We start from the raw sequence: 26,252 nt of genomic DNA, 5'->3' as shown, positions 1-26,252 counted from the left end.
CAGCAATAATCGTCCGGTGGCCGGGGCATGGACGCGACAAGGCGCCCAAACACAGGCCGGAAAGGGGGGAAATGGATGGCTCAGACTACCACCGAGCGCCCGCCTTCGGAATGCTTGTCCCCTACTTATTCACAAAAACATCCACAGCTATTGCACAGCCCAGTGAATTCGCGTAGCTGCCAGGGGTTGACTTGGGGCGGGGTACCTCTCTAGAATTTCCGGTTCTTTCCGTCCCATTCATACGAGAGGCCCCCAATGGCCACGAAGCGCACCTACCAGCCCAGCAACCTCAAGCGTAAGCGCGACCACGGCTTCCGTGCCCGTATGAAGACCGCTGACGGCCGCAAGATCCTGTCGCGTCGCCGCGCCAAGGGCCGCAAAGTCCTGAGCGCCTGATTGCCATGCCGCACATCGCGGCAGACGCAATCCCTTCGACAGTGAATACTGCAGACCCGCGCAAGCGATTCCCTCGCTCTGCGCGGGTTCGCACGCGTGCCGAATACTCAACGGTCTTCAACGGCGCCCGCCGTGTGTCCGATCCGCTGATGACCCTGCACTGGCTGCCGGCTGACCGGCCGGCCAGGCTGGGTCTGGCGGTTTCCCGCAAGGTTGATCCGAACGCCGTCGGGCGTAACCGGATCAAGCGCGTCCTGCGCGACATCCTGCGTCAGACACGTACCGACATCCAGCCAGGCGACTTTGTCGTCGTGGCTCGAAGTGCTGCGCGTTCCGCCAGCAACGACGAGATCCGCCAGGCCTTCCTGCGCCTGCTGCGTCGCCTGCGTGCATTGCCCACGCCGGGCGTGGACGGCACAATGCCGCCGCCTGATGGCATCGCAACTCCTTCTTTGACCGAGCCGGCATCGCGTCCCGGCCCCGCCGAGCCTGTCCGCTGATGAACCAGACCCGCGTATTCCTCATTTTTGCCTGGCTGATGGTGGCCGTGCTGCTGTGGATGGAATGGAGCCGTGAAAAGGCTGCTCCGACCCCGGCACCGACGACCACGTCGGCTCCGGCTGCCGCACAGAGTGTTCCGGGCGCGACCCCGGGCGCCATCCCCAGCGCCCAGGTGCCGGGTGCCCCGGGCCAGGCCGTGCAGGCCCAGGCCAGCGCCACCCCGGCCAGCCAGCGCGTGACCGTCACCACCGACGTGCTGCGCCTGGTGCTCGACGGCGGCCGCGTGCTCGATGCCGAGCTGCTGCAGTTCCCGCAGACCAAGGACGAAGGCAGCCCGCCGGTCCGCCTGCTGACTGAAGACCCCGCGCACCCGTACAGCGCGATCAGTGGCTGGGCCAGCGAAGACAAGAACACCCCGGTTCCCGGCGCTGACGGCTTCAAGCTGGTCGGTGACACCAAGGACTTCGTGCTGGCCAAGGGCCAGAACGAGCTGCAGATCCCGTTCGTGTGGACCGCCGACAACGGCGTGACCATCAAGCGCACGCTGACCGTCTCGCGCAACGAGTATGCCGTGCGCTTCAAGGATGAAGTCAGCAACGCCGGCGCCGCGCCGTGGAACGGCTACGTCTACCGCACCCTGGACCGCACCCCGACCATCCTGTCGCGGAGCATGACCAACCCGGATTCCTTCAGCTTCAACGGTGCCACCTGGTACGACAACGACAAGAAGTACCAGCGTCGTGCGTTCAAGGACTACCTGGAAGACGGCACGCTGAACCAGAACATCACCGGCGGCTGGCTGGCGATGCTGCAGCACCACTTCTTCACCGCCTGGATCCCGCAGAAGGACCAGACCGCACACTACGTGCTGTCGCAGGTGGCCGGTCGTGACCTGATCGAAGCGCGTGGTCCGGCCTTCACTGTGGCCCCGGGCCAGTCCACCAGCACCGAAGCCCGCCTGTGGGTCGGCCCGAAGCTGGTCAACCTGATCGCCAAGGAAGACGTGCCGGGCCTGGACCGCGTGGTCGACTACAGCCGCTTTTCGATGATGGCGGTGATCGGCCAGGGCCTGTTCTGGGTGCTGAACCAGGTGCACAAGCTGGTCGGCAACTGGGGCTGGGCGATCGTCGGCCTGGTGGTGCTGCTGAAGCTGGTGCTGTACCCGCTGTCGGCGACCCAGTACAAGAGCGGCGCCAAGATGCGTCGTTTCCAGCCGCGCATCGCGCAGCTGAAGGAACGCTATGGCGATGACCGCCAGAAGTTCCAGACCGCGATGATGGAGCTGTACAAGAAGGAAAAGATCAATCCGATGGGCGGCTGCCTGCCGATCCTCATCCAGATGCCGATCTTCTTCGCCCTGTACTGGGTGCTGGTGGAATCGGTCGAACTGCGCCAGGCGCCCTGGTTCGGCTGGATCCAGGACCTGACCGCACGCGACCCGTACTTCATCCTGCCGGTGATCAACGTGGCGGTGATGTGGTTCACGCAGAAGCTGACCCCGGCACCGGGCATGGACCCGATGCAGCAGAAGATGATGCAGTTCATGCCGCTGGTGTTCGGCGTCATGATGGCCTTCATGCCGTCCGGCCTGGTTCTGTACTGGGTGGTCAACGGCGGCTTGGGCCTGCTGCAGCAGTGGTGGATGACCAAGCGCCATGGCGGCGAGCCGGTCCCGGCCACCACCGCGCCGGCCCCGGTCAAAAAGAAGTAATCCAACCGGCAGGTCGCCGGCTTTGTAGAGTCGACCTTGGTCGACTGCCATTGAGCCCCGACCGACCCGCAGAAGCCCGCCGCAAGGCGGGCTTTTCGCATGCGGCGTTAGAATCGCCGGCACACCGTTCCTCCATCCATCGAGTCCGCCATGCCGCGTGCGTCGTCGTTCCGCCTGTTCCTGCCCTCGCTGTTGTTGACCCTGGTCGTTGCCGGCTGTGGCGACAAGGACGCGAAGGCACCGGTAACCGGCGTGACCCAGCCCAGCGCGCAGGCCGCGGCTGCCGCCGACCCGGCCGCCGCGCCGTTGCTGGCTGCGCTGCAGAAGCAGCTCGACGGTTACCGTCGGATCATCGTGCTGCTGGCCGACGAAGAACAGCAGTCGGCCGCCGACCGCGGCACCTCCACGCGTGTGGGCCAGCAGCTGTTCCATGATGGCCTGGAACAACGTACGGCCATCGCCGCGCAGTTCGACACCCTGCTGCGCGGTTCCAGTCCGCAGCGCTTCGCCACCCTGGGTACCGTGCTGGACTACATCGAGTCCGCGCCGGAACTGTTCGATGCCGACCGCCTGGCCTTCCGCGAAGTGCTGCGTGATCTGCATGAGCGCGTCGGTACCGATTCGTCGCTGCCGGCGGTGAAGCTGCACCAGCGCATCGGCGAGGACCTGGAGGCGCTCGACGAGATCGAACGCAACTACAACCAGGAACTGACCCGCATCTTCAGCCGCTTCGAGCGCACCCGCGCCATCGAGCTGAAGCGCGAGAAGTGGGACGATTACATCGCGCACCTGCACAGGGACTACAGCCGCGAAGCGATCCTGCGCGACTACGGGGTGATCGAGCCGTACCCGATGTCCATGAAGGACAGCGACCGCGAGATCTTCGGCCGCGACCTGCCGGCCAAGACCGTTGTGCTCACCTTCGACGATGGCCCGCACAAGGCCTACACCGATGAAGTGGTGGCCATCCTCAAGCGCTACGACGTGCCAGGCGTGTTCTTCGAAGTGGGCCGCAACCTGGGCAAGGTCGAGGCCGACGGCAAGGTCAGCCTCGGCCCGATGGCGAAGATCAGCCGCAACCTGATGGAAGAGGGCTATGCGGTCGGCAATCACAGCCTGACCCACGCCCAGCTGTCGCGCACCACCGGTGACGCGCTGCGCCAGCAGGTGCTGGACACCGACACGCTGCTGAAGGATGTCGACAGCAAGCGCGCGCCGCTGTTCCGCTTCCCCTATGGCGCACGCAACGCCGAAGGCCTGCAGCTGCTCAACGAAGCCGGGCTGAAGTCGATCATGTGGAACATCGACTCGATGGACTGGGCCGACCCTGTGCCGGAATCGATCGTCCAGCGCGTGCTCGACCAGGTGAACAAGGAACAGCGCGGCATCATCCTGTTCCACGACATTCACGATCGTGCGGTGAAGGCGCTGCCGCAGATCCTCGACCGGCTGATCGCCGATGGCTACCAGTTCGCTGGCTGGAACGGCCGCGACTTCACGGTCGCCCGTGCGCGCAAGGGCGATACCGGTGCCGCCACCGTCACCACCGGCTACGAGAAGTCCTGGGCGATCGTGGTCGGCATCGACAACTACGCCAAGTGGCCGAAGCTGGAGTACGCCAGCCACGATGCGCAGGCGGTGGCCGATACCCTGACCGGGCAGTTCGGCTTCCCGTCCTCGCAGGTGATCGTGCTGAAGAACGAGCAGGCCACGCGCAACAACATCCTGGCTGCCTTCCACGACCGCCTGGCCGATGACCGCACTGGCAAGAACGATCGCGTGTTCGTGTTCTTCGCCGGCCATGGCGCGACCCGCCAGCTCGCCTCCGGGCGCGACCTCGGCTACATCATCCCAGTCGATTCGGACCCGAAGGAATTCGCTACCGACGCCATCGCGATGACCGACATCCAGAACATCGCCGAGAGCATGCAGGCCAAGCACGTGATGTTCGTGATGGATGCCTGCTACAGCGGCCTGGGCCTGACCCGTGGCGGTCCATCGTCGTCGTCGTTCCTGCGCGAGAACGCGCGGCGCAGCGCGCGGCAGATGCTGACCGCCGGCGGTGCCGACCAGCAGGTGGCCGACGCCGGTCCGAACGGCCACTCGGTGTTCACCTGGGTGCTGCTGCAGGCATGGGCCGGCAAGGGCGACCTCAACGGCGATGGGCTGATCACCGGTACCGAACTGGCCGCCTACGTGGCGCCGGCGGTCTCAGCCGTTTCACACCAGACCCCGGCCTTCGGCAGCCTGCCCGGTTCGCAGGGCGGCGAGTTCGTGTTCCAGGTGCCGGACAGCCAGGAGTTCCTCAATGCCGATACGCGCCAGTTGACCGCCGATGCGATCGCACTGAACAACAAGGTTGAAGCCGCCAGCGAAGCCAAGGGCAGCCAGGCGCCGGTGACGGTGGCCGACCTGCAGGGCGGCAAGGCCAAGCTGGTGGTGCCGACTGCGGGCCCGGCGTCGGATCGCCAGCGTGCGCAGCAGGCCAATGACCGCGGCCTGCAGCTGTACCGCGAGAAGCAGTACGACGAGGCGGTGGCGCAGTTCACCGAGGCACTGAAGCTGCGTCCGGACTTCGCCCAGGCCGCCAACAACCTCGGCTTCGTCTACTACCGCCAGCAGCGCTATGCCGAAGCGGCGCGCTGGCTGGAGAACACACTGAAGATCGACCCCTCGCGCGCCGTGGCCTATCTCAATCTGGGCGACGCCTACTTCAACGCCGGCGACAAGGCCAAGGCCAAGCAGGCCTACACCACCTACCTGGCCTTGCAGCCGCAGGGCAGTGGCGCGGCACAGGCGCGCGCACAGCTGGAGAAGCTCTGAGCCATGAACGACGCGATCCGCACCGACACCATCGTCGCCATCGCCAGTGCCCCTGGCGCCGGCGGTGTCGGCCTGCTGCGCCTGTCCGGCCCGCGTGCTGCGGCCATCGCCAATGCACTGGGTGCACCTGCACTGCGTCCGCGCCACGCGCACTACGCGCGCCTGCGTGATGCCGAAGGCGAGGTCATCGACGATGGCATCGTGCTGTGGTTCCCGGCACCGAACAGCTTCACCGGCGAGGAAGTGGTGGAACTGCAGGGCCACGGCAGCCCGGTGCTGCTGCAGCAGCTGGTCGCGCGCTGCATCGCGCTCGGCGCGCGCCAGGCGCGGCCGGGTGAGTTCAGTGAACGGGCATTCCTCAACGGCAAGCTCGACCTGGCCCAGGCCGAGGCCATCGCCGACCTGATCGCCGCGGGCGACAACCGCGCCGCGCGCGCGGCACGTCGCTCGCTGGATGGCGTGTTCTCGCGCCGCATCGACGCCGTGGTCGAGCAGCTGGTGCTGCTGCGCATCCACGTGGAAGCGGCCATCGATTTTGCCGACGAACCGCTGGATACGCTCGGTGGCGCGCAGGTGCGGCGTGGGCTGGAACAGGCGCGCAGCGATCTGGCCCTGCTGCGGCGGGATGCCGAGCGCGGCCGCCGCCTGCGCGATGGCCTGCACGCGGTGCTGATCGGTCCGCCGAACGCCGGCAAGAGTTCACTGCTCAACGCGCTGGCCGGCAGCGAACGCGCCATCGTCACCGACATCGCCGGTACCACCCGCGACACTCTGCGCGAGACCATCCGCCTGGACGGCCTGGAGCTGACCCTGGTCGACACCGCCGGCCTGCGCGACGGCGGTGACGCCATCGAACGCGAAGGCATGCGCCGCGCCCACGCGGAAATCGAGCGCACCGACCTGGCGCTGATCGTGCTGGATGCGCGCGATCCGGCGGCCGGCGAAGCGGCGCTGGGCGAGGCCGTGGCGGCGGTGCCGCACAAGGTCTACATCCACAACAAGTCGGACCTGCTGGAGGCGTTGCCGTCGCTGGACGATCCGGACCGCGTGTTCGTTTCGGCCGCCACCGGCGCCGGGCTCGACGATCTGCATGCGCGTCTGCGTTCGATTGCTTCGGCCGGGGCAGGGGAGCAGGTGGATGGCGAGTTTTCCGCGCGCACGCGGCATGTGGATGCAATCGAGCGTGCGCAGGAGCACGCGCAGCGCGCCGACGGCGAGCTGGCGCACGAGCACCTGGAGCTGGCCGCCGAGGAACTGCGGCTGGCGCATGACGCGCTGGGCGAGATCACCGGGCAGATGAGTGCCGATGACCTGCTGGGCAGGATCTTCTCCAGCTTCTGCATCGGCAAGTAAGGCGGAGCTCTGGTAGGTGCCAACCTTGGTTGGCACAGGGCGTCCGGGTCATCGACGCCCGCTGGCAGAGCGCCGACCAAGGTCGGCGACTACCAGATACATGGGTCGGAGCCCCTGCGGGGATCCGACCCCAGGTCCCCCACCTGTCACATTGCCGCCGCATACTGACGCCCATCACATACCGCTTGGGGAAGTCGCAGTGAAGTCGTGGGGTTGTGCGTTGCTGTTGTCGCTGGCCGTGGCACCATCGGTGGCCATGAGTGCTGAATCCTCCACCCCGGCCGCGCACAAGGTGTCGGTCTATGGCCACCGCGGGGCAAGCGCACTGCTGCCCGAGCACACCCTGGCGGCCTATGCGCAGGCCATCGCCGATGGCGCCGACTACATCGAACCGGACCTGGTGATGACCAGGGACGGGGTGATGGTGGCCCGCCACGAGAACGAGATCAGTGGCACCACCGATGTCGCCTCGCATCCGGAATTCGCCAGCCGCCGCACCAGCAAGGTCATCGACGGGCAGAAGGTCGATGGCTGGTTCACCGAAGACTTCACCCTGGCCGAGCTGAAGACGCTGTACGCGCGTGAGCGCCTGCCGGAACTGCGCAGCACCGCCTACGATGGCCAGTTCCGCATCGCCAGCCTGGACGAGATCCTCGCATTCCTTGTCCAGCAGGCCGGGCGTGCCAACCGTGGCATCGGCCTGGTGCCGGAGATCAAGCACCCGACCTACTTCCAGTCGATCGGCCTGCCGATGGAAGACAAGCTCCTGACCGCGCTGCGTGGCAATGCCTATACCAACGTCGGCCCGGTCACCATCCAGTCGTTCGAGACCGCCAACCTGCGCTACCTGCGCGGCAAGATCCCGCGCGGCAGCAACATCCGCCTGCTGCAACTGCTGTGGAAGGGCGACACCCAGCCGGCCGACATCGCCAAGGCCGGTGGCACGCTGACCTACGCGCAGATGATGACGCCGGCAGGACTGAAGGACATCGCCAGCTACGCCGACAGCATCGGCCCGGAACTGCGCTCGATCATTCCGCTGGACGCCAAGGGCGCGCTGAGCACTCCGACCACGCTGGTACAGGACGCACATGCAGTGGGCCTGATGGTGATTCCGTACACCTTCCGTCCGGAGAACCACTTCCAGGCCAGCAACCTGCGCAAGGGCGCCGACAACGCGCGCAATGCCGAGGGTTCGATTGCCGAGATGCGTGCCTATCTGGCTACCGGCATCGATGCCTTCTTCACCGATGACCCGGCACTGGGCCGGCAGGCGGTGGATGGCATGGGCGCGGCGGGGAATGCGGCGAACTGACCGGCCAATGCCGCCGGGCATGGCCCGGCGCTACCGGATGTGACGGAATGCTCTGGTAGTTGCCAACCTTGGTTGGCATGCAGCAGGAGCGCCGACCAAGGTCGGCCACTATCGGTTCATGAGGTTGCCGGCCAGCGGCCGGCACTACCATCGCTCAGCCGCGCGGCTCGTCCGGCCGGCGGAACGGAATCACCACGTAGTCCTGGCCTTCGCGCGGCTGCCACAGCACCGGCACGCGCTGCGGTGACGGCGGTTCCAGCTCGTCGTCGGGTAAAGGTTCGACGTCTTCTTCTTCGTCTTCCCAACTGTAGCGCGGGCGCGGCGGCAGCGGGTCGGCGTTCCGGAACAGCAGCGCAGCAATGATGCCGGCGAAGGCGCCGCCCATGTGCGACTGCCAGGACACACCATCGGCGTGCGGCAGGATGGTCATCAGCATGCCGCCGTAGAACAGCATGCCGATCAGGCCGGTGGCGATGGCCGCGCGGTCGCGGCGCAGCAGGCCCAGGCTGGCCAGCAGGAACATCAGGCCGTGGGTCACGCCGCTGGCGCCCAGGTGCACGCTGCCCGGATTGCCCAGCATCCACGCACCGATGCCCGAGCCCAGCCACAGCAGGGGCAGGGCGCGCACGGTGGCTTTCGGGTAGACGCTGCCGGCCAGCGTGCCCAGGATCAGGATCGCGATGCTGTTGGCGGCGATGTGCTCGACCGAGGCATGCAGCATCGGGCCGCCGATCAGGCCAAGCAGGCCCTTGGCTTCCAGCGGCGCGACCGCCCAGGGCCGCCAGTCGAAGGTGCCCTGCAGGGCGAACACGGCCACCAGCACCAGCACGGCGGCCAGGCTGACATTGAACGCCCGCAGGATGCGCGAGCGGTCATTGCGGGGGGCCGGTACGTCGCCGGCGGGCAGGGGCGCGTTGTTGTCCATACCTCAGCAATGGCGGTGACTGGCGCGAAACCAAGGCCACCGCAACGGGAGAGTGGGTGCGGCCGGCGGGACAATCCCGCCGGCCGGCCATGATCAGGCGTGGCCGGAGCCTTCCTTCGGCGGGTACTTCAGGCTCAGTACCACGGTGGCGGCGATGATCACCGCGACCACGCCCAGCGACACCGGGGTCGGGATCTTGAACAGGTCGATGATCATCATCTTGATGCCGATGAAGCCCAGCACCAGCGCCAGGCCATACGGCAGCAGGTGGAAGCGGTCGGCCATGCCGGCCAGCAGGAAGAACATCGCGCGCAGGCCCAGCACCGCGAACACGTTGGAGGTGAGCACGATGAACGGGTCGGTGGTGATCGCGAAGATCGCCGGGATGCTGTCCACGGCGAAGATCACGTCGGTGACCGCGATCAGGATCAGCACCGCGAACAGCGGGGTGAACCAGCGCACGCCGTCGCGCTTCACGCTCAGTGCGTTGCCGGCATAGTCCGGCAGCAGGCGCAGGTGCTTGCGCATCCAGCGCAGGGCGGGATTGGTTTCCAGGTCCGGCTCCTGGCCGGCGGCGAACCACATCTTCCAGCCGGTGAACAGCAGGAAGGCGCCGAACACGTAGAGCAGCCAATGGAACTGGCTGATCAGCACGCTGCCGGCGAAGATCATGATCGTACGCAGCACGATCGCACCCAGGATGCCGATGATCAGCACCTTCTGGCGCTGCTCCTCCGGCACCGCGAAGTAGCTCATGATCATCAGGAACACAAAGATGTTGTCGACCGCCAGCGCCTTCTCGACCAGGTAGCCGGTCAGGAACTCGAGGCCGACCTTGTTGGCCACCACCTGGCCGGCGGTCTCATTCAGGTAGTACCAGAGGCCCGCATTGAACAGCAGGGCCAGCGCAACCCAGCCGATGGACCACCACAGGGCCTCCTTGAAGGTGACCTTGTGCGGCCCACCATGGCGCATCAACACGAGGTCGACCAGCAGGGCGATGACCACCACCGCTGCGAAGCCGCCCCACAACCACACGTTACCGATCGTCTGCATTGGGAATGTCCGTTGGAAAGATGAATGCCAGGCCGGACGGCGAGGATCTGCAACGGAGGATCGGGAGGGGGATCCAGGGACAGAGCTTCGCCAGTACGGCGAAGGTCTCGCTCGCAGTTCCAGTCGGCTGGAACTGCCGTTGCACCGGAGCCTGCGGGCTCGAAATGACGGCGACAACGTCTGGGAGCTACTCCCCTTCTGGCGCCGATTCTGCGGCCTGGCCGGGCTGCCGTCAAATGTCGGGCGGCCGGGGCCCCCGCTCTGGTAGGTGCCAACCTTGGTTGGCACGCCTTGCCCGGGCCGTTCAGCAACGCCCGTCGCGCCAGCTCGACTCTACGAAAGCGCCCCCCGGCTACAATAGGTGGATGAATACCCCCCTTCCGATTGTCCGCCTCAAGAACGCGTGGCGTTCCAGCCACCCGTGGATCTTCCAGAAACTGGTCGAGAAGCCGACCGTCCGGCCCAAGCCCGGTTCCATCGTCGACGTGGTCGGCGTGGACGGGGAGTTCATCGGCCGCGGGTTCTACAACGGGCACTCGCGCATTGCCGTGCGCATCCTTGAAACCGACCAGAACGTGCCGGTCGATGCCGGCTGGTTCTCGCGCAAGATCGCCCAGGCGGTGTCGCTGCGCCGTGAGGTGCTGAAGCTCGACGCGGTCTCCGACGCCTGGCGCGTGGTGCACAGCGAAGGCGACGGCCTGTCCGGCCTGGTGGTGGATCGCTACGGCGACCTGGTGGTGGTCGAGTTCTTCGCCGCCGGCATGTTCCGCCACCGCGAGTGGATCTACGACGCCCTGCGCGAGCAGTTCCCGGGCTGCCGCTTCCACAGCTTCGCCGACGAGCACGTGCAGAAGCAGGAAAGCTTCGACTTCCACGGCAACACCACCACCGAAGCGGCGGTGATCACCGAGTACGGCATCAAGTTCCGCGCTGACCCGGCCGGTGCGCACAAGACCGGCTTCTTTGCCGACCAGCGCGAGAACCGCGAGTGGCTGAGCCAGCAGGTGGAAGGCAAGAGCGTGCTCGACCTGTGCTGCAACACCGGCGGTTTCGCCGTGTACGCGGCGGCGCGTGGTGCCACTGAAGTGGTCGGCATCGACATCGATGAAGACGTCATCCAGATCGCCAAGGGCAATTCGCGCCTGAACAACGTGCGCCCGAAGTTCGTCCAGTCCGACATCTTCCCGTGGCTGCGCGACGCCGCCAACCGCGGTGAGCAGTACGACGTGGTGATCCTGGACCCTGCGAAGATGACCCGCGACCGCGACCAGGTCATCACTGCGCTGAAGAAGTACCTGGACATGAACAAGCTGGCGCTGGGCGTGGTGAAGCCGGGCGGCCTGTTCGCCACGTTCTCCTGCACCGGCCTGGTGGCCGAGGACCAGTTCCTCGACATGCTGCGCCGCGCGGCCTATTTCTCCGGCCGCACGATCCAGATCCTGAAGGTGGCCGGCGCCGGCCCGGATCATCCGTTCATGGCCCACGTGCAGGAATCGCGTTACCTCAAGGCCGTGTTCTGCCGCGTGGTGGACTGATTTCCAGATGTAGAGTCGAGCGATGCTCGACTCGCGGTGCCTGATCAGTCGAGCACAGTTCGACTCTACAAATCCGCGGTCCGCAGCGCTATGGTCGGGCTCTTCCCATTGCCGGTGAGAGCCCATGCCATCGTTGAGCCACCTGTCCGTCGTGCTTGCCCTGGCGCTGTGCGCGCCACTGTCCGCCCACGCCATCGAGTTCAGCGCGCAGGAGCTGGCCCGTGCCAAAGCGCTGCAACAGCGCCTGGTCACCCTCGACAGCCATCTGGATACGCCGGCCAACTTCGGTCGCAGCGGCTTCGACATCGAGCAGCGTCACGACCGCAACGCGCTTTCGCAGGTCGACTACCCGCGCATGGTCGAAGGTGCGCTGGACGGCGGTTTCTGGGCGATCTACACCGATCAGGGCGACCGCAGCCCCGCCGCGCACCTCGCCGAGCGTGACCATGGCCTGCAGCGGCTGCTGGAGATCCGCGAAATGCTGGCGGCCAACCCCGAGCGCTTCGCGCTGGCATTGACCGCCGATGACGCGGCGCGGATCAAGGCCGCCGGCAAGCGCGTGGTCTACATCAGCATGGAAAACGCCAGCCCGCTGGTGGAAGACCCGAGCCTGCTGTCGTTCTACCACCGCGCCGGCCTGCGCCTGCTCAGCACCGTGCACTTCGCCAACAACGAGTTCGCCGATTCGGCCACCGATCCCAAGGGTGCGGAGTGGAAAGGCCTGAGCCCGGCCGGCAAGGATCTGGTGCGGCAGGCAGTGAAGCTGGGCATCGTGATCGACCAGTCGCATGCGTCCGACGCGGTGTTCGACGACCTGCTGGCGATGATGCCGGTGCCGTTCGTGCTCTCGCACAGCTCGGCCAAGGCGGTCTACGACCATCCGCGCAATCTGGATGACGCGCGCCTGCGTAAGCTGGCCAAGGCCGGCGGTGTGATCCAGGTGAACGCCTATGGTGGCTACCTGATCGACACCGCAAAGACGCCCGAGCGCAAGCAGGCCGAGGAAGCGCTGAGCAAGCAGCTGGGTGGCTGGGAAGGCATGGGCATCGAACAGGGCGTTGCCCTGCTGAAGGCCGAGCAGGCGCTGGACCACGAGCACCCGGTGCGCCATGCCAGCCTCGACGACTTCTTCGCCCACTTCGAGCACATCCTCAAGGTGGTCGGCCCCGAGCACGTGGGCATCGGCCTGGACTGGGATGGCGGCGGTGGCCTGAGCGACCTGCCCGATGTCAGCCAGCTGCCGAAGATCACCGCGTGGCTGCTGCGCAAGGGCTATACCGAGAAGCAGATTGCCGGCATCTGGGGCGGCAACCTGCTGCGCGTGATGCGCCAGGCGCAGGACTACGCTGCAAAGCAGGGCGGTTGACCGCCCGGCGGTAGTGCCGGCCGCTGGCCGGCATTGCCCGTATCAACAGGATGCGAGGTGCCTGCCAGCGGCCGGCACTACCGGTGAATCCGGTTATTTCGCGATCAGCGCGTGGCGGCGGCTGTACAGGAAGTACAGCACCAGGCCGGCCAGGTTCCACAGCAGGAAGTACAGCTGGGTGCTGTGCGGCAGGCTGAGGAACAGATAGATGCAGCCCAGCGCGGCCAGCGGACCAACCACGAAGGCCAGCGGGGTACGGAAGGTACGTTCGCGGTTCGGCTCGCGCAGGCGCAGCACCACCAGGCAGATGCCCACGGCGGTGAACGCGGCCAGGGTGCCGGCATTGGCCAGGGCGGCGATCTCGTCCAGGCGGGCCACGCCGGCCAGCGCCGACACCACCACCGCGGTGAACAGCGTGGTCGCCACCGGCGTGCCGGTACGTGCGTTGACCTTGGACAGGCCACGCGGCAGCAGGCCATCGCGGCTCATCACGAAGAAGATGCGGCTCTGGCCGTACAGGAAGGCCAGCAGCACCGTCGGCAGCGCGATGATCGCGATCACGCCGATCACCATCGCCGCGGTCGGATGGCCCAGCTGACGCATGATCAGGGCCAGCGGCTCAGCGCTGTGGCCGAACACCGCGTAGCTCATCGCACCGACCGCGGCCAGCGCCACCAGCACGTAGACGATGGTGCAGCCGATCATCGAACCGATGATGCCGATCGACAGGTCGCGGCCGGGGTTCTTGGTTTCCTCGGCGGCGGTGGAGATCGCATCGAAGCCGTAGAAGGCGAAGAAGATGATCGCTGCCGCCGCCATTACGCCGTGTTCGACGCCATCAGGGCCCATCGACTTGGCGAAGCCATACGGCATGAACGGCTGCAGGTTGGCGCTGTCGAAGGCGGGCAGGGCCACGGCCACGAAGATGGCCAGCGCGATCAGCTTGAACACCACCAGGATGGCATTGAGGGTGGCGCTTTCCTTGGTGCCGGCCATCAGCATGCCGGCCACCAGCCAGGTGATGACGATCGCCGGCAGGTTGATCATGCCGCCTTCCACGTGCGGGCCGGCTGCGAGCCACGCTGGCAGGTGCACGTTCCAGCCGAACTGGGTGTGGACCCATTCGAGGAAGCCGACGAAGTAGCCGGACCAGCCCACCGCCACCGTACTCACCACCAGTGAGTACTCCAGGATCAGGCTCCAGCCCACCACCCAGGCGAACACCTCGCCCAGCGCGCTGTAGCTGTAGGTGTAGGCACTGCCGGCGGCCGGCATCATCGTCGACAGCTCGGCGTAGGACAGTGCCGCGCAGGCGCAGACCGCACCGGCGATGGCGAAGGAGATCAGCACGGCCGGGCCGGCCAGGTTGGCACCGACGCCGATCAGCGTGTAGATGCCGGTACCGACGATGGCGCCAATACCCAGCGCGATCAGGTGCGGCCAGCTGAGCGTCGGGATCAGGCGCCTGCCGGCTTCGTGGACGGTGACGGAATCTAGGGACTTGCGCCGGAACAGGGACATGCAGGCCTCGGAAGGGGTGACTAAGAACGACAAGTTCCCGAGTGTGACCGAACGCAGCGCAGCATTACCACTGACGGGGGTCATGCGAGGGTCAGATGCGTCACCGGCGCGGCTGTACCCCGAGCATTCTGCCGGAATCGGCACAAATGCCGGCAGGATTCGAAATGATTCGATCCCTCAAGGCGAGCCGGGAGGCGCTTGAAGCGTGAGAGCAGGGGCCAGATCGATGCTGACCCGCTGCGGATCAACCACTGGCGCCGCACCTTGGGTTCTCAACTGGGCCACCAGCACTTCGAAGCCCTGGGCGCGGCCGAACGCATGCTCGTCCAGGGTCAATGGCAGCAGCTGCAGGAAGTCGAATCGTCCCGATGGCAGTTGCTGGGGTCCAGGAAAATGCAGTGACGGAACGAAGACGGCCGCCTGCAGCATGCTCCCTGCGTGATCCACCGGCCCCCCCAGCTTCAGCCGGTCCCATGGCGCCAACGGATTGCCGGGCATGCGTGAGTGGCACAGCAGCAGGTGGTACGCGGTGAACCAGCGCAAGGTGGTCAGTGCCCAGGTCGCTTCTTCCTGCGTCTCAAGCATCAGTTCGATGCCCAACCCCGAATCGCCATCTTCGTGCCGCCCTTCCCAGGGGTTGGACAGGCCGGAGCTGACATAGATCCAGTGCGTTCGATCACCGTGCGGAGGGCAGGCATTGACGCCGACATGCAGCCAGCGCGGGTCGATCTGGTCCTGCTTGAAGACGTTGCGCAGCAGATCCATGTCGATCGGATAGATCCCCGGCCCGGTATCGCCGAACAACCGCCGGTACAGCGTCTCCTCCCGATATTCCCAGCTGCGCTCCAGCAGGGTGTCGTCGTCCATGGTGCTCACTCGGCCACCTTGCCGGGCCAGCGGCAGCCGTCTTCCTGCCAGGCCTCGACGTCATCGTGGAAGGTGGTGCGACGTCCGTCGCGGCTACGCTCGTAGCTCAGGTCCAGCACCAGCGCGCCCTGCGTGCTCAGCAGGTAGCGGCCGTTGAGGCGCCCGTTGATGCGCTCTTCCCAGACGCTGTCGAACTGGTAGGGGCGGTCTTCGGCCAGCACCGTGGTCTCCATTGAAACCCGGCGCAGCAGCAGGCGTTCGCGCTGCCCGGCATAGCGAACGTCGGCCTGGCCGTCATCCAGCCAACGCCATTCGAGATGGATGCCGTCATTGCGGCCGCCGCTCAGGCAGCGATGATCCTGTGCGGTGGCCGCCGGGGCGGTCGTGTTGGCCAGAAGCAGCAGGGCGCCCATCGCCGTCGGCCAGGGTTTCATCCGTTCAGCCCCAACCGGATGCCGAACCCCACCAGGAACAGGCCGGCCACGCGGCGCAGCGCATCGCTGATGCGCGGGTGCTGGATCAGGCGGCGGCGGGCCAGGTTGCCCACGCCGATCAACATCGAGCAGTAGGCGATGCTGACCACCAAGATGATGCCCGCCAGCGCAGCGAAGGTGGCGATGCCCTGGTGTGCCTTCGGATCGATGAACAACGGCAGGAAGGCCATGTAGAACAGGATCGCCTTCGGATTGAGCAGGCTGACCAGGATCGCCTGCTGGAAGTAGCGGCCCGGCTGCATGCGGATCGGACCGGCGTCGCCGCTCTCGTGCTTCGGTGTGCGCAGCAGGCTGATGCCCACCCACACCAGGTAGGCCGCACCGAGGTACTGCACCGCGTGGAACACCAGCGGGTTGGCCTTGAGCAGCGCCGCCACGCCCGCCAACGCCAGCCACATCAGGATCTGATCGCCGACCAGCAGGCCGGCCAGCGCGGTATAGCCACCACGCACGCCGCCACGGCCTGTGGCGGTCAGCAGCGTGAAGGTGCCGGGGCCGGGCAGGGCGAGAAACACCAGCACAGCGACCAGAAACGTCCACAGGTCCTGGATGCCCATCCACGGCATGGCGGTGTTCTCTCTTACGGGGGGCCGCCATTGTCGGCCAGCACCGGGGTGGGCGACAGGGGGCGGAGAAGTCCATCGGGCATGCCAGACAGCAGCGGTTGCAGGTGCTGGCGCAGCTGCGCGTGCAGTTGCCGTACCGCGGGCGAGAACTGCTTGCGGTGCGGGCATACCAGCTGCAACGGAATGCTGCTGCCAACACCGTCGAGCAGCAGCTGCAGGCGCCCTGCCAGCACGTCCTCGCGCAGGTCCAGCCAGGACTTGTAGGTGATGCCTTCGCCGGCCACGGCCCAGCGTCGCACTACATCGGCGTCGTCGCAGACCAGCGGACCGCGCACCGGAATCACGCTGCGACGCCCGTCGACCTCGAATGACCAGCGATCGTAGGCGCGGCCGTTGAGTTGATAGACCAGGCAGTCGTGCTCGCGCAGATCCTCCAGGCGGGTGGGCGTGCCACGCCGCTGCAGGTAGCCGGGCGAGGCGGCCAGCACGCGTCGATTGCCTTCCAGCAGCGGCAGGGCGACGTAGTTGGCGTCGTCGAAGTGGCCGATGCGGATGGCCACGTCGACCGGGTCGCGGAATACATCGGCCACCTCGTCGGACAGGCGCAGGTGCAGGCGCAGCCGCGGGTGCGCAGCGCGGAAGGCGCTCAGCCAGGGCAGCAGCAGGTTGCGGCCGAGGTCCGAGGGCGCCGACAGCTGCAGGGTGCCGTGCAGCTCGGTGTCCTCGCCCTGCACGCGGGCCTGTCCCTCGCGCAGGGTGGCCAGTACCTCCTGCGCATACGGCAGGTACAGCGCACCCTCGCCGGTGAGGCGCAGGCTGCGGGTGGTGCGCACGAACAGGCGCAGGTCCAGCTCGCGTTCCAGCCGCGCCACCGCCGCGGCGACCTGCCCGGGCAGCAGGTCGGCCTCGCGCGCCGCCTGCGAGAAGCTGCCCAGTGCGGCAGTGCGGACGAACAGCTGCAGATCGTCGAAGCGGATCATCTTCATTGCCAGAGTGAAAGTGCTGCCCGATTCTGCGCCTTTCAGCGGGAGCGCGTGCGGCGCAACCTGTCGCCTCCTTCCCCACTGGACCGCTGCCATGCGCGCCATTGCCTACACCCAAGCCGGCCTGCCGATCGATGATGCCCAGGCCCTGATCGACATCGAACTGGAGCTGCCGCAGCCCGGCCCGCGTGACCTGCGCGTGGCGGTGCGCGCGGTGGCGGTGAACCCGGTCGACACCAAGGTCCGTCGCGGCGTGGCCACCGATGGCCCGCGCGTGCTGGGCTGGGATGCGGTCGGCATCGTCGACGCGGTGGGCAGCGAGGTGACCCTGTTCCAGCCCGGCGATGCGGTCTACTACGCCGGCGTCATCGATCGCCCGGGCAGCAACGCCGAGTACCAGCTGGTGGACGAACGCAGCGTCGGCCGCAAGCCGGCCAGCCTCGACGATGCCGCCGCCGCCGCGCTGCCACTGACCGCGATCACCGCCTGGGAACTGCTGTTCGACCGCCTGCGCATCCCCGAGGGCGGTGGCGAAGGCCAGACCCTGCTGGTGATCGGCGCTGCCGGTGGCGTTGGTTCAATCCTGGTGCAGCTGGCGCGGAAGCTGACGAAACTGACGGTGATCGGCACCGCCTCGCGTCCGGATACCCAGGACTGGGCGTACGCAATGGGTGCACACCATGTGATCGACCACAGCCTGCCGCTGGCCGAGGGCCTGGCGCGGCTCGGCATCAGCGAGGTGCAGCACGTGGCCAGCCTGACCCACTCCGACCAGCACTACGCGCAGATCGTGGAACTGCTGGCGCCGCAGGGCCAGCTGGGGCTGATCGATGATCCCGGCCAGGTCGACGTGATGGCGCTCAAGCGCAAGGCGTTGTCACTGCACTGGGAGTCGATGTTTACCCGGCCGCTCTACAAGACCGCCGACATGCAGCGCCAGCATGACCTGTTGAACCGGGTGGCCGAGCTGATCGACACAGGCGTGCTGCAGACCACCCTGGGCGAGCATTTCGGGCGCATCGACGCGGCCAACCTGCGGCGTGCCCACGCGCTGCTGGAGAGCCACCGCGCCAAGGGCAAGATCGTGCTGGAAGGCTGGTAAGGCCCGGTTTTTCCTGTGGAGCCGAGCCTGCGCCCGGCTCTACAGCGCTTCATCCACGCATGGCGTGGATCAGCCGTGTCGACCAAGGTCGACACCTGCCAACAGCTGCAGAAGCCACTGCTCAGGCCACACCGTTGTCGACGTACTCGGCGAAACCGGGCTGCTGGCGTAGGCGTTCGAACCAGGCATCCACATGTGCCAGTACCGGCTTGCTGCCCGGCGTGCTGCGCCAGCGTTGGGTCGACAGCCCGAGCACGATGTCGGCCAGAGTGAAGGTGTTGCCCGCCACGTAGCCGTCGGTAGTGGCGAGCTGTGCATCAAGGACGCCCATCAGCCGGTTCCACTGCGCCAGGCTGGCCTCGGCACGGGCGTCATCCGGATAGTCCGGATGCTGGCGCACGCGTGCCATGAACACATGGCGCCATGCGCTGTTGAGGTCGCTGGCCTGCCAGTCCATCCACTGCTCCACCCGGGCCCGGTCCTTTGCTGCATGTGGCAGCAGATCCTCGCGACCGGCGCGTGCGGCCAGGTAGCGGCAGATGCTGTTGGATTCCCACAGCACGAAGTCGCCATCACGCAGCACCGGCACCTGCCGGTTGGGGTTCAGCGTGGCCAGCAGGTCCGGCGAGGGGGCCGGTTCGTGGTGCAGGGGCAGATCCAGCCCCGCGCACAGCCACAGCACTTTACGCACATTGATGGAGGTGGGCTTTCCGTAGAGGACGACCATGGTCCTGACGCAGCAGTTGAGACTCGGCCAGCCTACACTTGCCCCATGCAAACCGAATATCTGCTCATTGGCGGCCTTCTATTGGCCGTGCTCATCCTGCAGCTGGTCGCCCTGCTGCGCCGCCCGCCGCATGACCGCCTGGAACAGGCGGTGCGCGAGGAGGCGCGGGCCGGGCGCAGCGAGCTGCGCGAACAGCTCGATGGCTTCGCCCGCGCGCTGACCGATCTGTCCACCCGCACCGACCAGCGCCTCGACCTGCTGCGCGAAGCGCTGGGCGAAGATGCCCGCAAGGCGCGCGCCGAAGCGGCCGAGAGCCAGCAGCGCGGCGCGGCGTTGATGGGACAGCGGCTGCAGGAGCTGCGCGGCCAGCTGGAGACCTTCGGCCAGCAGCAGGAAGCCCGCATCCATGCGTTTGGCCAGCAGCTGCAGGAGCTCACCGGGCGTACCGATACCCAGCTCGGCGCGCTGCGGCAGACCCTGGTGGACGATGCACGCAAGGGCCGCGAGGAGGGCGCGCAGTCGCAGCAGCGCCTGACTGAAAGCCTTGGCCTGCGCCTGCAGGAACTGACCCAGCGCAACGAGCAGCGCATCGCCGAGATGCGCACGACGCTGGAAGAGCAGCTGCGCGCGCTGCAGAGCGACAATGCGCAGAAGCTGGAACAGATGCGCGTGACGGTGGATGAGAAGTTGCAGTCCACCCTGGAAACACGCCTTGGCCAGTCCTTCAAACTGGTCTCGGAGCGCCTGGAGCAGGTGCAGCGCGGCCTCGGCGAGATGCAGCAGCTGGCCACCGGCGTGGGTGACCTCAAGCGCGTGCTGACCAACGTCAAGACGCGCGGCAGCTGGGGTGAAGTACAGCTGGAGAACATCCTCGAGCAGACCCTGATCCAGGAGCAGTACGCGCGCGGGGTGAAGGTACGCCCGGATAGTGGCGAAATGGTCGACATCGCCGTGCGCCTGCCGGGTCGCAGCAGCGATGACACGCCGGTGTGGCTGCCGATCGACTCCAAGTTCCCACGCGAAGACTACGAGCGCCTGCTGGACGCACAGGAGCAGGGTGATGCCGAACTGGTACGCGTGCAGGGTGCGCAGCTGGAGCGTGCGGTGAAGGTGCAGGCCAAGTCGATCTGCGAGAAGTACATCGTGCCGCCGCACACCACCGACTTCGCGGTGATGTTCCTGCCTACCGAAGGCCTGTATGCCGAGGTGATCCGGCGCCCCGGCCTGGTCGATCTGCTGCAGCGCGACCACCGCGTGGTGGTCGCCGGGCCGACCACGATCACCGCACTGCTCAACAGCCTGCAGATGGGCTTCCGCACGCTGGCCATCGAGAAGCGGTCCAGCGAGGTGTGGAGCCTGCTGGGTGCGGTGAAGACCGAGTTCGGCAAGTTCGGTGATGTACTGGACAACGTGAAGGCCAAGCTGGACCAGGCCAGCAAGCAGATCGACCAGACCGGGGTGCGCACCCGCGCGATCGCCCGCAAGCTGAGGGATGTCGAGTCGCTGCCGGTTGAGCAGAGCCGCCAGTTGCTGCCGGACGCGCTGCCAGCAGAGGAAGGCAGTGACGGCGACGAGGCCTGAGCCACGCTGACACGCCGCCTGCATCGCCGATGCGTATGCTGGCGGCCTGTCCGCCTCGATCAGGTATCGTCATGCGCCTGCGCCGCTTCACCAGCCTTGTCCTGACCGCGCTGCTTGCCGCCTGCAGCAGCGCACCACCGGCTGCCGATACGACCGCGGCACCTGCCGCAGCCACCAGCCCTGAAGCGGCCGAGGCGTATCGCGAAGCGCGCGACGTCGACTGCCAGGCCGCCGGCGGCAGCCTGCAACGGCTGGGCCGGCTGCAACGCGAGCAGTGCGTGATTCCCTATGCCGATGCCGGCAAGGCCTGCAGCCGCAAAAGCGACTGCACGGGCCAGTGCCTGGCCGGTCCCGAGGTGGGCGCTGGCAGCGCCGCTACCGGTACCTGCCAGCGCGATGTGCGCCAGAACTTCGGCTGCCGCCAGCGCATTGATGACGGCAAGGCGCAGGGCACGATCTGCGTGGACTGATCGTAGTGCCGGCCACTGGCCGGCAACCGCATGAACCCTTGCGAACGGTCGCACGATTGCCGGCCAGCGGCCGGCACTACCGCCATCGCACGGCGCTATGCTGGTGGGCCATTCCCCGCTGTTGCCGGAGCCCCCGCGTGAGCACCCCGATCCAGGACATTTCCCTCACCACCATCGACGGCCAGCCGTCCTCGCTTGCCGACTACCAGGGCAAGGTACTGCTGCTGGTCAACGTCGCCTCCAAGTGCGGCCTGACACCGCAGTACGAAGGCCTGCAGGCGCTGTATGCGGAAAAGCACGCGCAGGGTCTGGAAGTACTGGGCTTCCCCGCCAACAACTTCCTCGGCCAGGAGCCGGGCAGCGAGGCGGAGATCCAGCAGTTCTGCCAGCTCACCTACGACGTCAGCTTCCCGATGTTCTCCAAGATCAGCGTGGCCGGTGACGATACCCATCCGCTGTACCAGCAGCTGACCGCCGCCCAGCCGCAGTCGATCGGCGAAGGCCCGCTGCGTGAGCGCCTGGCCAGCAAGGAGATCCCGATCCACGCAGCACCGGCGGTGCTGTGGAACTTCGAGAAGTTCCTGGTTGGCCGCGACGGCAAGGTCATCGCGCGTTTCGCCCCGGACGTGGCTGCCGATGACGCGCGCCTGCGCGAGGCCATCGAGGCAGCGCTGGCAGCCTGAGGAAAGCGTGCCAACCAAGGTTGGCACCTACCGGAAAAGAAAAACCCCGCCGAGGCGGGGTTTTTCATGCGCTGCAGACCGGACTCAGTGCGTCCACTGCGGCATCGGCATCGCATCGACCGGGATCGGCGAATTGGCATCGTCGTGGCCACGGTCGCGCTTGCTGCGCAGATCGTTCTCGATCTGGTAGTTGCGGCGCTGCATCCACGCATCGCGTACCAGCGAGTACTCGTCCACGGCGGTGTCACGCAGGTCGTCGATGGCCAGCAGCTGCGCGCGGGTATCGACCAGCTGCATGCCCTGCAGGCCGATGCGGATCTTGTCCTCTTCGATGCGGCGGATCGGCGACAGCGGAATGTCACCGGCCAGGCCGAACACATCGCGCACGGTGCGAGGGCCGAAGAACGGCAGTTCCACGTAACGCGAACGACGCCAGCCCCAGGCACCCAGGGTCTGCCCGAAGTCCTCATTGCGGCGCGGCACCATCGCCTTGCTGGCCGGATCGAACAGGCCGCCGATACCCAGCGTGCTGTTCATCAGGAAGCGGCCGAGGCTGTCCCACGCATCTGCACCGCGGCCCTGCAGCAGCTGGTTGGTGATCGTCACCGGTGCGCGCAGGTTGCTGAAGAAGTTGCTGACGCCGGTGCGGGCGAAGCGCGGCACCACGTGGGTGTAGGCCGTGGCCAGCGGGCGGGCGATGCCACGGTCAACCGCGTTGTTGAACGTGTGCACCTTGCGGTTGAACGGTTCCCACGGATCGTAGGCTGCCGCGCTGCCAGTGTTGCCGGCACCGCCGTAGAGGGCATCGAAGTCGTCGTCACCACCGGGGGCGGTCGCCGCCGCGGCCCTGGCCGCATCGGTGTCGGCGCTGCGGGCCGGTGCGGATGGCGGCGTGGCCGGCGCAGGTGCGGCAACCACGGCTGTTGCCGGTGCGGCATCGACCGTAGCGGTATCGGCGGTGGCGGCAGAGGCCTCGGCGATGGTGCTGGCCGGGACCACGGTGCTGGCTGCGGGCGCATCGCTGCGTGCGGGCTTGCCGGCGCAGGCGGTCAGGGCGGTGGCCAGGACGATCAGGGGGAAAGTGCGTACGACGTTCATGTCAGCTCGCAGCAGAAGTAGCGTTGAAATCCAGGTCGGGCGACAGCCGGTAGGCTGCGCTCAGCTCGTTGTAGCCGGCCGGCGCGCCGGAGACTGCCAGCGGGTGACCGCTCTTGCGCGCACGTGCGGCCAGCTCGGCCAGCAGCGCCAGGCCGGCGCTGTCCACGCGTTCGACCTCACCCAGCTCCAGCCGTGACAGCTTTGCAGGCAGGGCCTGCAGCTGCGGCCACAGTGCGATCACCGCGGCACGGTCGAGCACCCCGCGCAGGCGCAGGGTGTCGCCTTCCAGCAGCGCCAGTGCGTTACTTGCCATTGCCCGCGGGCCCGGCCTGCATGCTGCCGCTGTGCAGTTCGTTGGCCACCTGCTTGATGCCCTTCTGGCGCAGCGGGGTGTCGAACTGGTTGCGGAAGGTCTGCACGTAGGAAATGCCTTCGATGTTGACGTCGAAGATCTTCCACTGGCCGTTCACGTTGCGCATCCAGTACTCGACCGGGGTCGGTTCGTTGCCGGCGCGCACCAGTTCGGTGCTCACGCGCACGCCACGATTGCCCGGCAGCGGGCTTTCACCCTTCAGGCGGAAGCTCGGCTTGCCCTGGATGTTGAGCAGGGTGGAGCCGTAGCGCTGCATCAGGCTGTCGGCCATGGCATCGGCGAACAGCTTGATGTCGGCGTCGGAGGCGCCGCGGGCGTGCGGGCCTAGCACCAGGCGCGCGGCGTAGTCGCGGTCGAAGGTGCGGGTCAGCTCGCTGTCGATGTAGCTGCGCAGGCTGGCCGGGTTGCTGGTGAACTCGCTCTTGCGCTGCTGCAGCGTGGACAGGATGCGGCTGCTGGCATCGATCACCACCTTGCCGGCCTGGCTCTGCGTTGCGGCAGCGGCCGGCGCAGCGGCCTGGGCCTGGGCCAGGAACGGGGTGGCCGCCAGCAGCGCCGAGGCGAGCAGGGCCGGGATCAGTTTCATCTTCATGGTTGCGGTTCCGTTGCAGGCGCCTGCGCGCCATCGTTGGGCTTCTGAGCAGCGCCGCCACCGGCGCCGCCACTGAACATGTACTTGCCGACCAGCTGGATCAGGTCCACCGCCGGCTGGGTGAAGACGATCTCGTCGCCGGCCTTCAGCACGTCCGGATCACCGCCCGGCTGCAGACCGATATAGCTCTCGCCGAGCAAACCACTGGTGAAGATGCCGGCCGAGGTATCCGCCGGCAGGTCCTTGACCTTGTTGTCCATGCGCAGGGTGACGATGGACTCGAACTTCACCGGGTCCAGGTCGATCGCGGCGACCTGGCCGACAGTGACGCCGCCGATCTTCACCGGCGCCTGCTTGCGCAGCTGGCCGACCTGGGAGAAGCGTGCCTTCAGGTCGTAGCCTTCGCTGCCCCAGCTCCAGCGCTGGTTGGTCGAGGCCACGGCCAGCACCATCAGCGAGGCCAGGGCCAGCAGCAGGAAGGCGCCGACGGAAAATTCGAGTCTGGGACCGCGGATGGCCATGTGGATTACCTGATCGAGTCGTTGTGGCCGCGCGCGCCTGCGCACCGCCGGTGGAGGGGTTAGGTGAACAACATTGCCGACAGCACGAAGTTGAACATCAGTACCAGCAGCGAGGCGTTGACCACCGCACGGGTGGTCGCCACCGACGTGCCTTCAATGGTGGGCTCGGCATGGAAACCAACGTAGGCGGCAACCAGCGCGGCGGTGCCGCCGAAGATCGCCGACTTCAGCATTGCCACGCCGAAGTCGTCCCAGAAGTCCACGCTGTTGCGCAGCGCCGACCAGAACACGCCATTGTCCAGGCCCAGCACGTGCACCGCTTCGAAGTAGCTGGCACTGATTGCAAGCGAACAGAAGATGCCGGTCAGCAGCGGCACGGTCAGCACCGCCGCCCAGAAGCGCGGCGCCACCGCCTTGGCCACCGGGTCGATCGCCATCAGCTCCAGCGCCTTGATCTGGTCGGTGGCACGCATCAGGCCTAGCTCGGCGGCGATCGAGCTGCCAGCGCGGCCAATGAACAGCAGCGCGGTCAGCACCGGTGCCAGTTCGCGGTACAGCGACAGCCCGAGCAGGGTCGACAGTGCGTCGGCCGCACCGAAGGTGGTCAGCGTGCGGTAGCCCTGCAGGGTCAACACCAGGCCGACGAAGGCACCGCCGACGGCGATGATCGGCAGCGAGCGCGCACCGATCTTGTAGATCTCGCGGGTCAACTCGGCCAGGAAATCACGGGTCGGCAGCGAACCGCGCAGCACGGTCAGCGAGAACAGGCCGGCACGACCCAGCGAGCGGGTGGCTTGAACGAACGGCATCAGGCGACCCTCGCGCGCGGCGCGGCATCGAACGGGATGGGGCCATCGGGCTGGCCGTGCAGGAACTGCCGCAGCAGCGGGTCCTGGCTGGACTGCAGTGCCTCGGGCGTGCCCTGGAACACGATGCCGCCATTGGCGATCGCGATCACCTGGTCGCAGATCGGCAGGGTCTCGTGCACGTGGTGGCTGACGATGATGCTGGTCAGGCCCAGGCTGTGGTTGAGGCGCTGGATCAGGCTCATGATCACCCCAGAGGCGATCGGGTCCAGCCCGGTCAGCGGCTCGTCGTAGATCATCAGTGGTGGGTCCAGTGCCAGCGCGCGGGCCAGCGCCACGCGGCGCGCCATGCCGCCGGACAGCTCACGCGGCCAGGCATCGGCGGCGGCCAGCAGGCCCACCGAATGCAGCTTCATCTGCACCAGCCGGCGCAGCACGGCGGTCGGCAGGCGGGTGTGCGTACGCAGCGGCAGCGCCACGTTTTCCGCCACGGTCAGGTCGGTCAGCAGGCCGTTGCCCTGCAGCAGCACGCCCACGCTCTTGCGCATTTCCAGCAGCGCGCCGCTGTCATGCGGAATCGGCTTGCCGAACAGGGTGACCTCGCCAGCGACCGGGTGCAGTTCGCCGGTCAGCGCCGCCAGCAGGGTCGACTTGCCGCTGCCGGACGGACCCAGAACGGCGGTGATGCTGCCCTTGGGCACCTGCAGCGACACGTCGCGCAGGATCGTGCGTCCGCTCCGGTCGATGCGGACGTTGGATAACTGCACCAGACTGGAGGTGGAAGCCGACATGGGCACCGTTAACGTTTTTTAGACATCGAAGGATCGGGCCCGTCGGCTGAACATAAGCAGACTGGACGGTGCAGTATTGTTGCACGACAAGCCTCG

General features: G+C 67.0%; 26 protein-coding genes. 12 read left to right on the top strand and 14 right to left on the bottom strand.

Going from position 1 to position 26,252, the window contains the following annotated elements:
- The first annotated feature begins 255 nt into the window (after positions 1-255).
- The 6 genes from rpmH (at position 256) to ACZLHH_RS23530 (ending at position 8,099) form a co-directional block, all read left to right on the top strand.
- Entirely contained in the window at positions 256-396 is a 141-nt protein-coding gene (gene rpmH, locus ACZLHH_RS23555; protein WP_005411729.1) for a 50S ribosomal protein L34, read from the top strand.
- 5 nt (positions 397-401) lie between these two features.
- Positions 402-896, top strand: coding sequence for a ribonuclease P protein component (gene rnpA, locus ACZLHH_RS23550; RefSeq protein ID WP_021203275.1), 495 nt, complete (start codon positions 402-404; stop codon positions 894-896).
- The gene (gene yidC / locus ACZLHH_RS23545; RefSeq protein WP_180844737.1) at positions 896-2,608 is read left to right on the top strand and encodes a membrane protein insertase YidC; all 1,713 of its coding nucleotides are present in this window, start codon (positions 896-898) and stop codon (positions 2,606-2,608) included. Before rnpA ends, yidC begins: the two co-directional genes overlap by 1 nt.
- A gap of 150 nt (positions 2,609-2,758) precedes the next feature.
- Complete coding sequence (locus ACZLHH_RS23540) at positions 2,759-5,431, top strand: polysaccharide deacetylase family protein (RefSeq protein ID WP_180844736.1); 2,673 nt, start codon at positions 2,759-2,761, stop codon at positions 5,429-5,431.
- Positions 5,432-5,434: 3 nt separating this feature from the next.
- Positions 5,435-6,784: a tRNA uridine-5-carboxymethylaminomethyl(34) synthesis GTPase MnmE gene (gene mnmE / locus ACZLHH_RS23535; RefSeq protein WP_165711156.1), complete on the top strand. Its 1,350-nt coding sequence runs from the start codon at positions 5,435-5,437 to the stop codon at positions 6,782-6,784.
- Between the two features lie 199 nt (positions 6,785-6,983).
- Entirely contained in the window at positions 6,984-8,099 is a 1,116-nt protein-coding gene (locus tag ACZLHH_RS23530; RefSeq protein ID WP_049420924.1) for a glycerophosphodiester phosphodiesterase, read from the top strand.
- A 154-nt stretch (positions 8,100-8,253) separates the two neighbouring features.
- Here ACZLHH_RS23530 and ACZLHH_RS23525 read toward each other — a convergent pair whose 3' ends face one another.
- Positions 8,254-9,024 (bottom strand): rhomboid family intramembrane serine protease, encoded by a 771-nt coding sequence (locus ACZLHH_RS23525; protein WP_049420925.1) that lies wholly within the window; start codon positions 9,022-9,024, stop codon positions 8,254-8,256.
- Positions 9,025-9,117: 93 nt separating this feature from the next.
- Complete coding sequence (locus ACZLHH_RS23520) at positions 9,118-10,080, bottom strand: TerC family protein (protein ID WP_005411722.1); 963 nt, start codon at positions 10,078-10,080, stop codon at positions 9,118-9,120.
- A gap of 365 nt (positions 10,081-10,445) precedes the next feature.
- On the opposite strand from ACZLHH_RS23520, the gene ACZLHH_RS23515 reads away from it, so the two are divergent.
- Positions 10,446-11,615, top strand: coding sequence for a class I SAM-dependent rRNA methyltransferase (locus tag ACZLHH_RS23515; protein WP_049400342.1), 1,170 nt, complete (start codon positions 10,446-10,448; stop codon positions 11,613-11,615).
- Positions 11,616-11,739: 124 nt separating this feature from the next.
- Positions 11,740-12,981, top strand: coding sequence for a dipeptidase (locus ACZLHH_RS23510; RefSeq protein WP_180844735.1), 1,242 nt, complete (start codon positions 11,740-11,742; stop codon positions 12,979-12,981).
- Between the two features lie 93 nt (positions 12,982-13,074).
- Here the strand turns inward: ACZLHH_RS23510 and ACZLHH_RS23505 are convergent, their stop codons facing one another.
- The 5 genes from ACZLHH_RS23505 to ACZLHH_RS23485 form a co-directional block, all read right to left on the bottom strand.
- On the bottom strand, positions 13,075-14,502 hold the full coding sequence (locus ACZLHH_RS23505) for an amino acid permease (RefSeq protein ID WP_032128498.1): 1,428 nt from the start codon (positions 14,500-14,502) through the stop codon (positions 13,075-13,077).
- Between the two features lie 177 nt (positions 14,503-14,679).
- Positions 14,680-15,369 (bottom strand): suppressor of fused domain protein, encoded by a 690-nt coding sequence (locus ACZLHH_RS23500; RefSeq protein WP_219634980.1) that lies wholly within the window; start codon positions 15,367-15,369, stop codon positions 14,680-14,682.
- A gap of 5 nt (positions 15,370-15,374) precedes the next feature.
- Positions 15,375-15,803: a hypothetical protein gene (locus ACZLHH_RS23495; RefSeq protein WP_049420929.1), complete on the bottom strand. Its 429-nt coding sequence runs from the start codon at positions 15,801-15,803 to the stop codon at positions 15,375-15,377.
- Positions 15,800-16,429, bottom strand: coding sequence for a leucine efflux protein LeuE (gene leuE / locus ACZLHH_RS23490; protein ID WP_049420930.1), 630 nt, complete (start codon positions 16,427-16,429; stop codon positions 15,800-15,802). The genes ACZLHH_RS23495 and leuE overlap by 4 nt, the downstream gene beginning before the upstream one ends.
- 14 nt (positions 16,430-16,443) lie before the next feature.
- On the bottom strand, positions 16,444-17,415 hold the full coding sequence (locus ACZLHH_RS23485; RefSeq protein WP_132811082.1) for a LysR family transcriptional regulator: 972 nt from the start codon (positions 17,413-17,415) through the stop codon (positions 16,444-16,446).
- Positions 17,416-17,506: 91 nt separating this feature from the next.
- Here ACZLHH_RS23485 and ACZLHH_RS23480 point away from each other — a divergent pair, with 91 nt between their 5' ends.
- On the top strand, positions 17,507-18,514 hold the full coding sequence (locus ACZLHH_RS23480; protein WP_049420932.1) for a zinc-binding alcohol dehydrogenase family protein: 1,008 nt from the start codon (positions 17,507-17,509) through the stop codon (positions 18,512-18,514).
- A 121-nt stretch (positions 18,515-18,635) separates the two neighbouring features.
- Here ACZLHH_RS23480 and ACZLHH_RS23475 read toward each other — a convergent pair whose 3' ends face one another.
- A complete protein-coding gene (locus ACZLHH_RS23475) occupies positions 18,636-19,241 on the bottom strand; it encodes a glutathione S-transferase family protein (protein WP_049462905.1) in 606 nt (201 codons plus the stop codon).
- A 45-nt stretch (positions 19,242-19,286) separates the two neighbouring features.
- On the opposite strand from ACZLHH_RS23475, the gene ACZLHH_RS23470 reads away from it, so the two are divergent.
- The 3 genes from ACZLHH_RS23470 (at position 19,287) to ACZLHH_RS23460 (ending at position 21,975) form a co-directional block, all read left to right on the top strand.
- Positions 19,287-20,822: a DNA recombination protein RmuC gene (locus ACZLHH_RS23470; protein WP_049400349.1), complete on the top strand. Its 1,536-nt coding sequence runs from the start codon at positions 19,287-19,289 to the stop codon at positions 20,820-20,822.
- 71 nt (positions 20,823-20,893) lie between these two features.
- Positions 20,894-21,292: a hypothetical protein gene (locus ACZLHH_RS23465; protein WP_049462906.1), complete on the top strand. Its 399-nt coding sequence runs from the start codon at positions 20,894-20,896 to the stop codon at positions 21,290-21,292.
- Positions 21,293-21,429: 137 nt separating this feature from the next.
- Positions 21,430-21,975, top strand: coding sequence for a glutathione peroxidase (locus ACZLHH_RS23460; protein WP_010487473.1), 546 nt, complete (start codon positions 21,430-21,432; stop codon positions 21,973-21,975).
- Between the two features lie 84 nt (positions 21,976-22,059).
- Here ACZLHH_RS23460 and ACZLHH_RS23455 read toward each other — a convergent pair whose 3' ends face one another.
- From ACZLHH_RS23455 to ACZLHH_RS23430, 6 genes are read right to left on the bottom strand one after another with little or no spacing between them, the layout of a single operon-like run.
- Positions 22,060-23,073, bottom strand: a complete 1,014-nt coding sequence (locus ACZLHH_RS23455; RefSeq protein WP_049420935.1) for an MlaA family lipoprotein — start codon at positions 23,071-23,073, stop codon at positions 22,060-22,062.
- A gap of 1 nt (position 23,074) precedes the next feature.
- Positions 23,075-23,386 carry an STAS domain-containing protein gene (locus ACZLHH_RS23450; RefSeq protein WP_032128488.1) on the bottom strand — a complete coding sequence of 104 codons (312 nt, stop codon included), beginning with the start codon at positions 23,384-23,386 and terminating at the stop codon, positions 23,075-23,077.
- A complete protein-coding gene (locus tag ACZLHH_RS23445; RefSeq protein WP_010487479.1) occupies positions 23,376-24,038 on the bottom strand; it encodes an MlaC/ttg2D family ABC transporter substrate-binding protein in 663 nt (220 codons plus the stop codon). Before ACZLHH_RS23445 ends, ACZLHH_RS23450 begins: the two co-directional genes overlap by 11 nt.
- Positions 24,035-24,559, bottom strand: a complete 525-nt coding sequence (gene mlaD, locus ACZLHH_RS23440) for an outer membrane lipid asymmetry maintenance protein MlaD (protein WP_180844734.1) — start codon at positions 24,557-24,559, stop codon at positions 24,035-24,037. The genes ACZLHH_RS23445 and mlaD overlap by 4 nt, the downstream gene beginning before the upstream one ends.
- A 59-nt stretch (positions 24,560-24,618) precedes the next feature.
- Positions 24,619-25,368: an MlaE family lipid ABC transporter permease subunit gene (locus ACZLHH_RS23435; protein ID WP_005414955.1), complete on the bottom strand. Its 750-nt coding sequence runs from the start codon at positions 25,366-25,368 to the stop codon at positions 24,619-24,621.
- Positions 25,368-26,156, bottom strand: coding sequence for an ABC transporter ATP-binding protein (locus tag ACZLHH_RS23430; RefSeq protein ID WP_180844733.1), 789 nt, complete (start codon positions 26,154-26,156; stop codon positions 25,368-25,370). Before ACZLHH_RS23430 ends, ACZLHH_RS23435 begins: the two co-directional genes overlap by 1 nt.
- Positions 26,157-26,252 lie beyond the last annotated feature (96 nt).

It is taken from the genome of Stenotrophomonas sp. 28608_Sma, from assembly GCF_056486185.1.
This window is presented reverse-complemented; position numbering and strand designations above follow the sequence as displayed.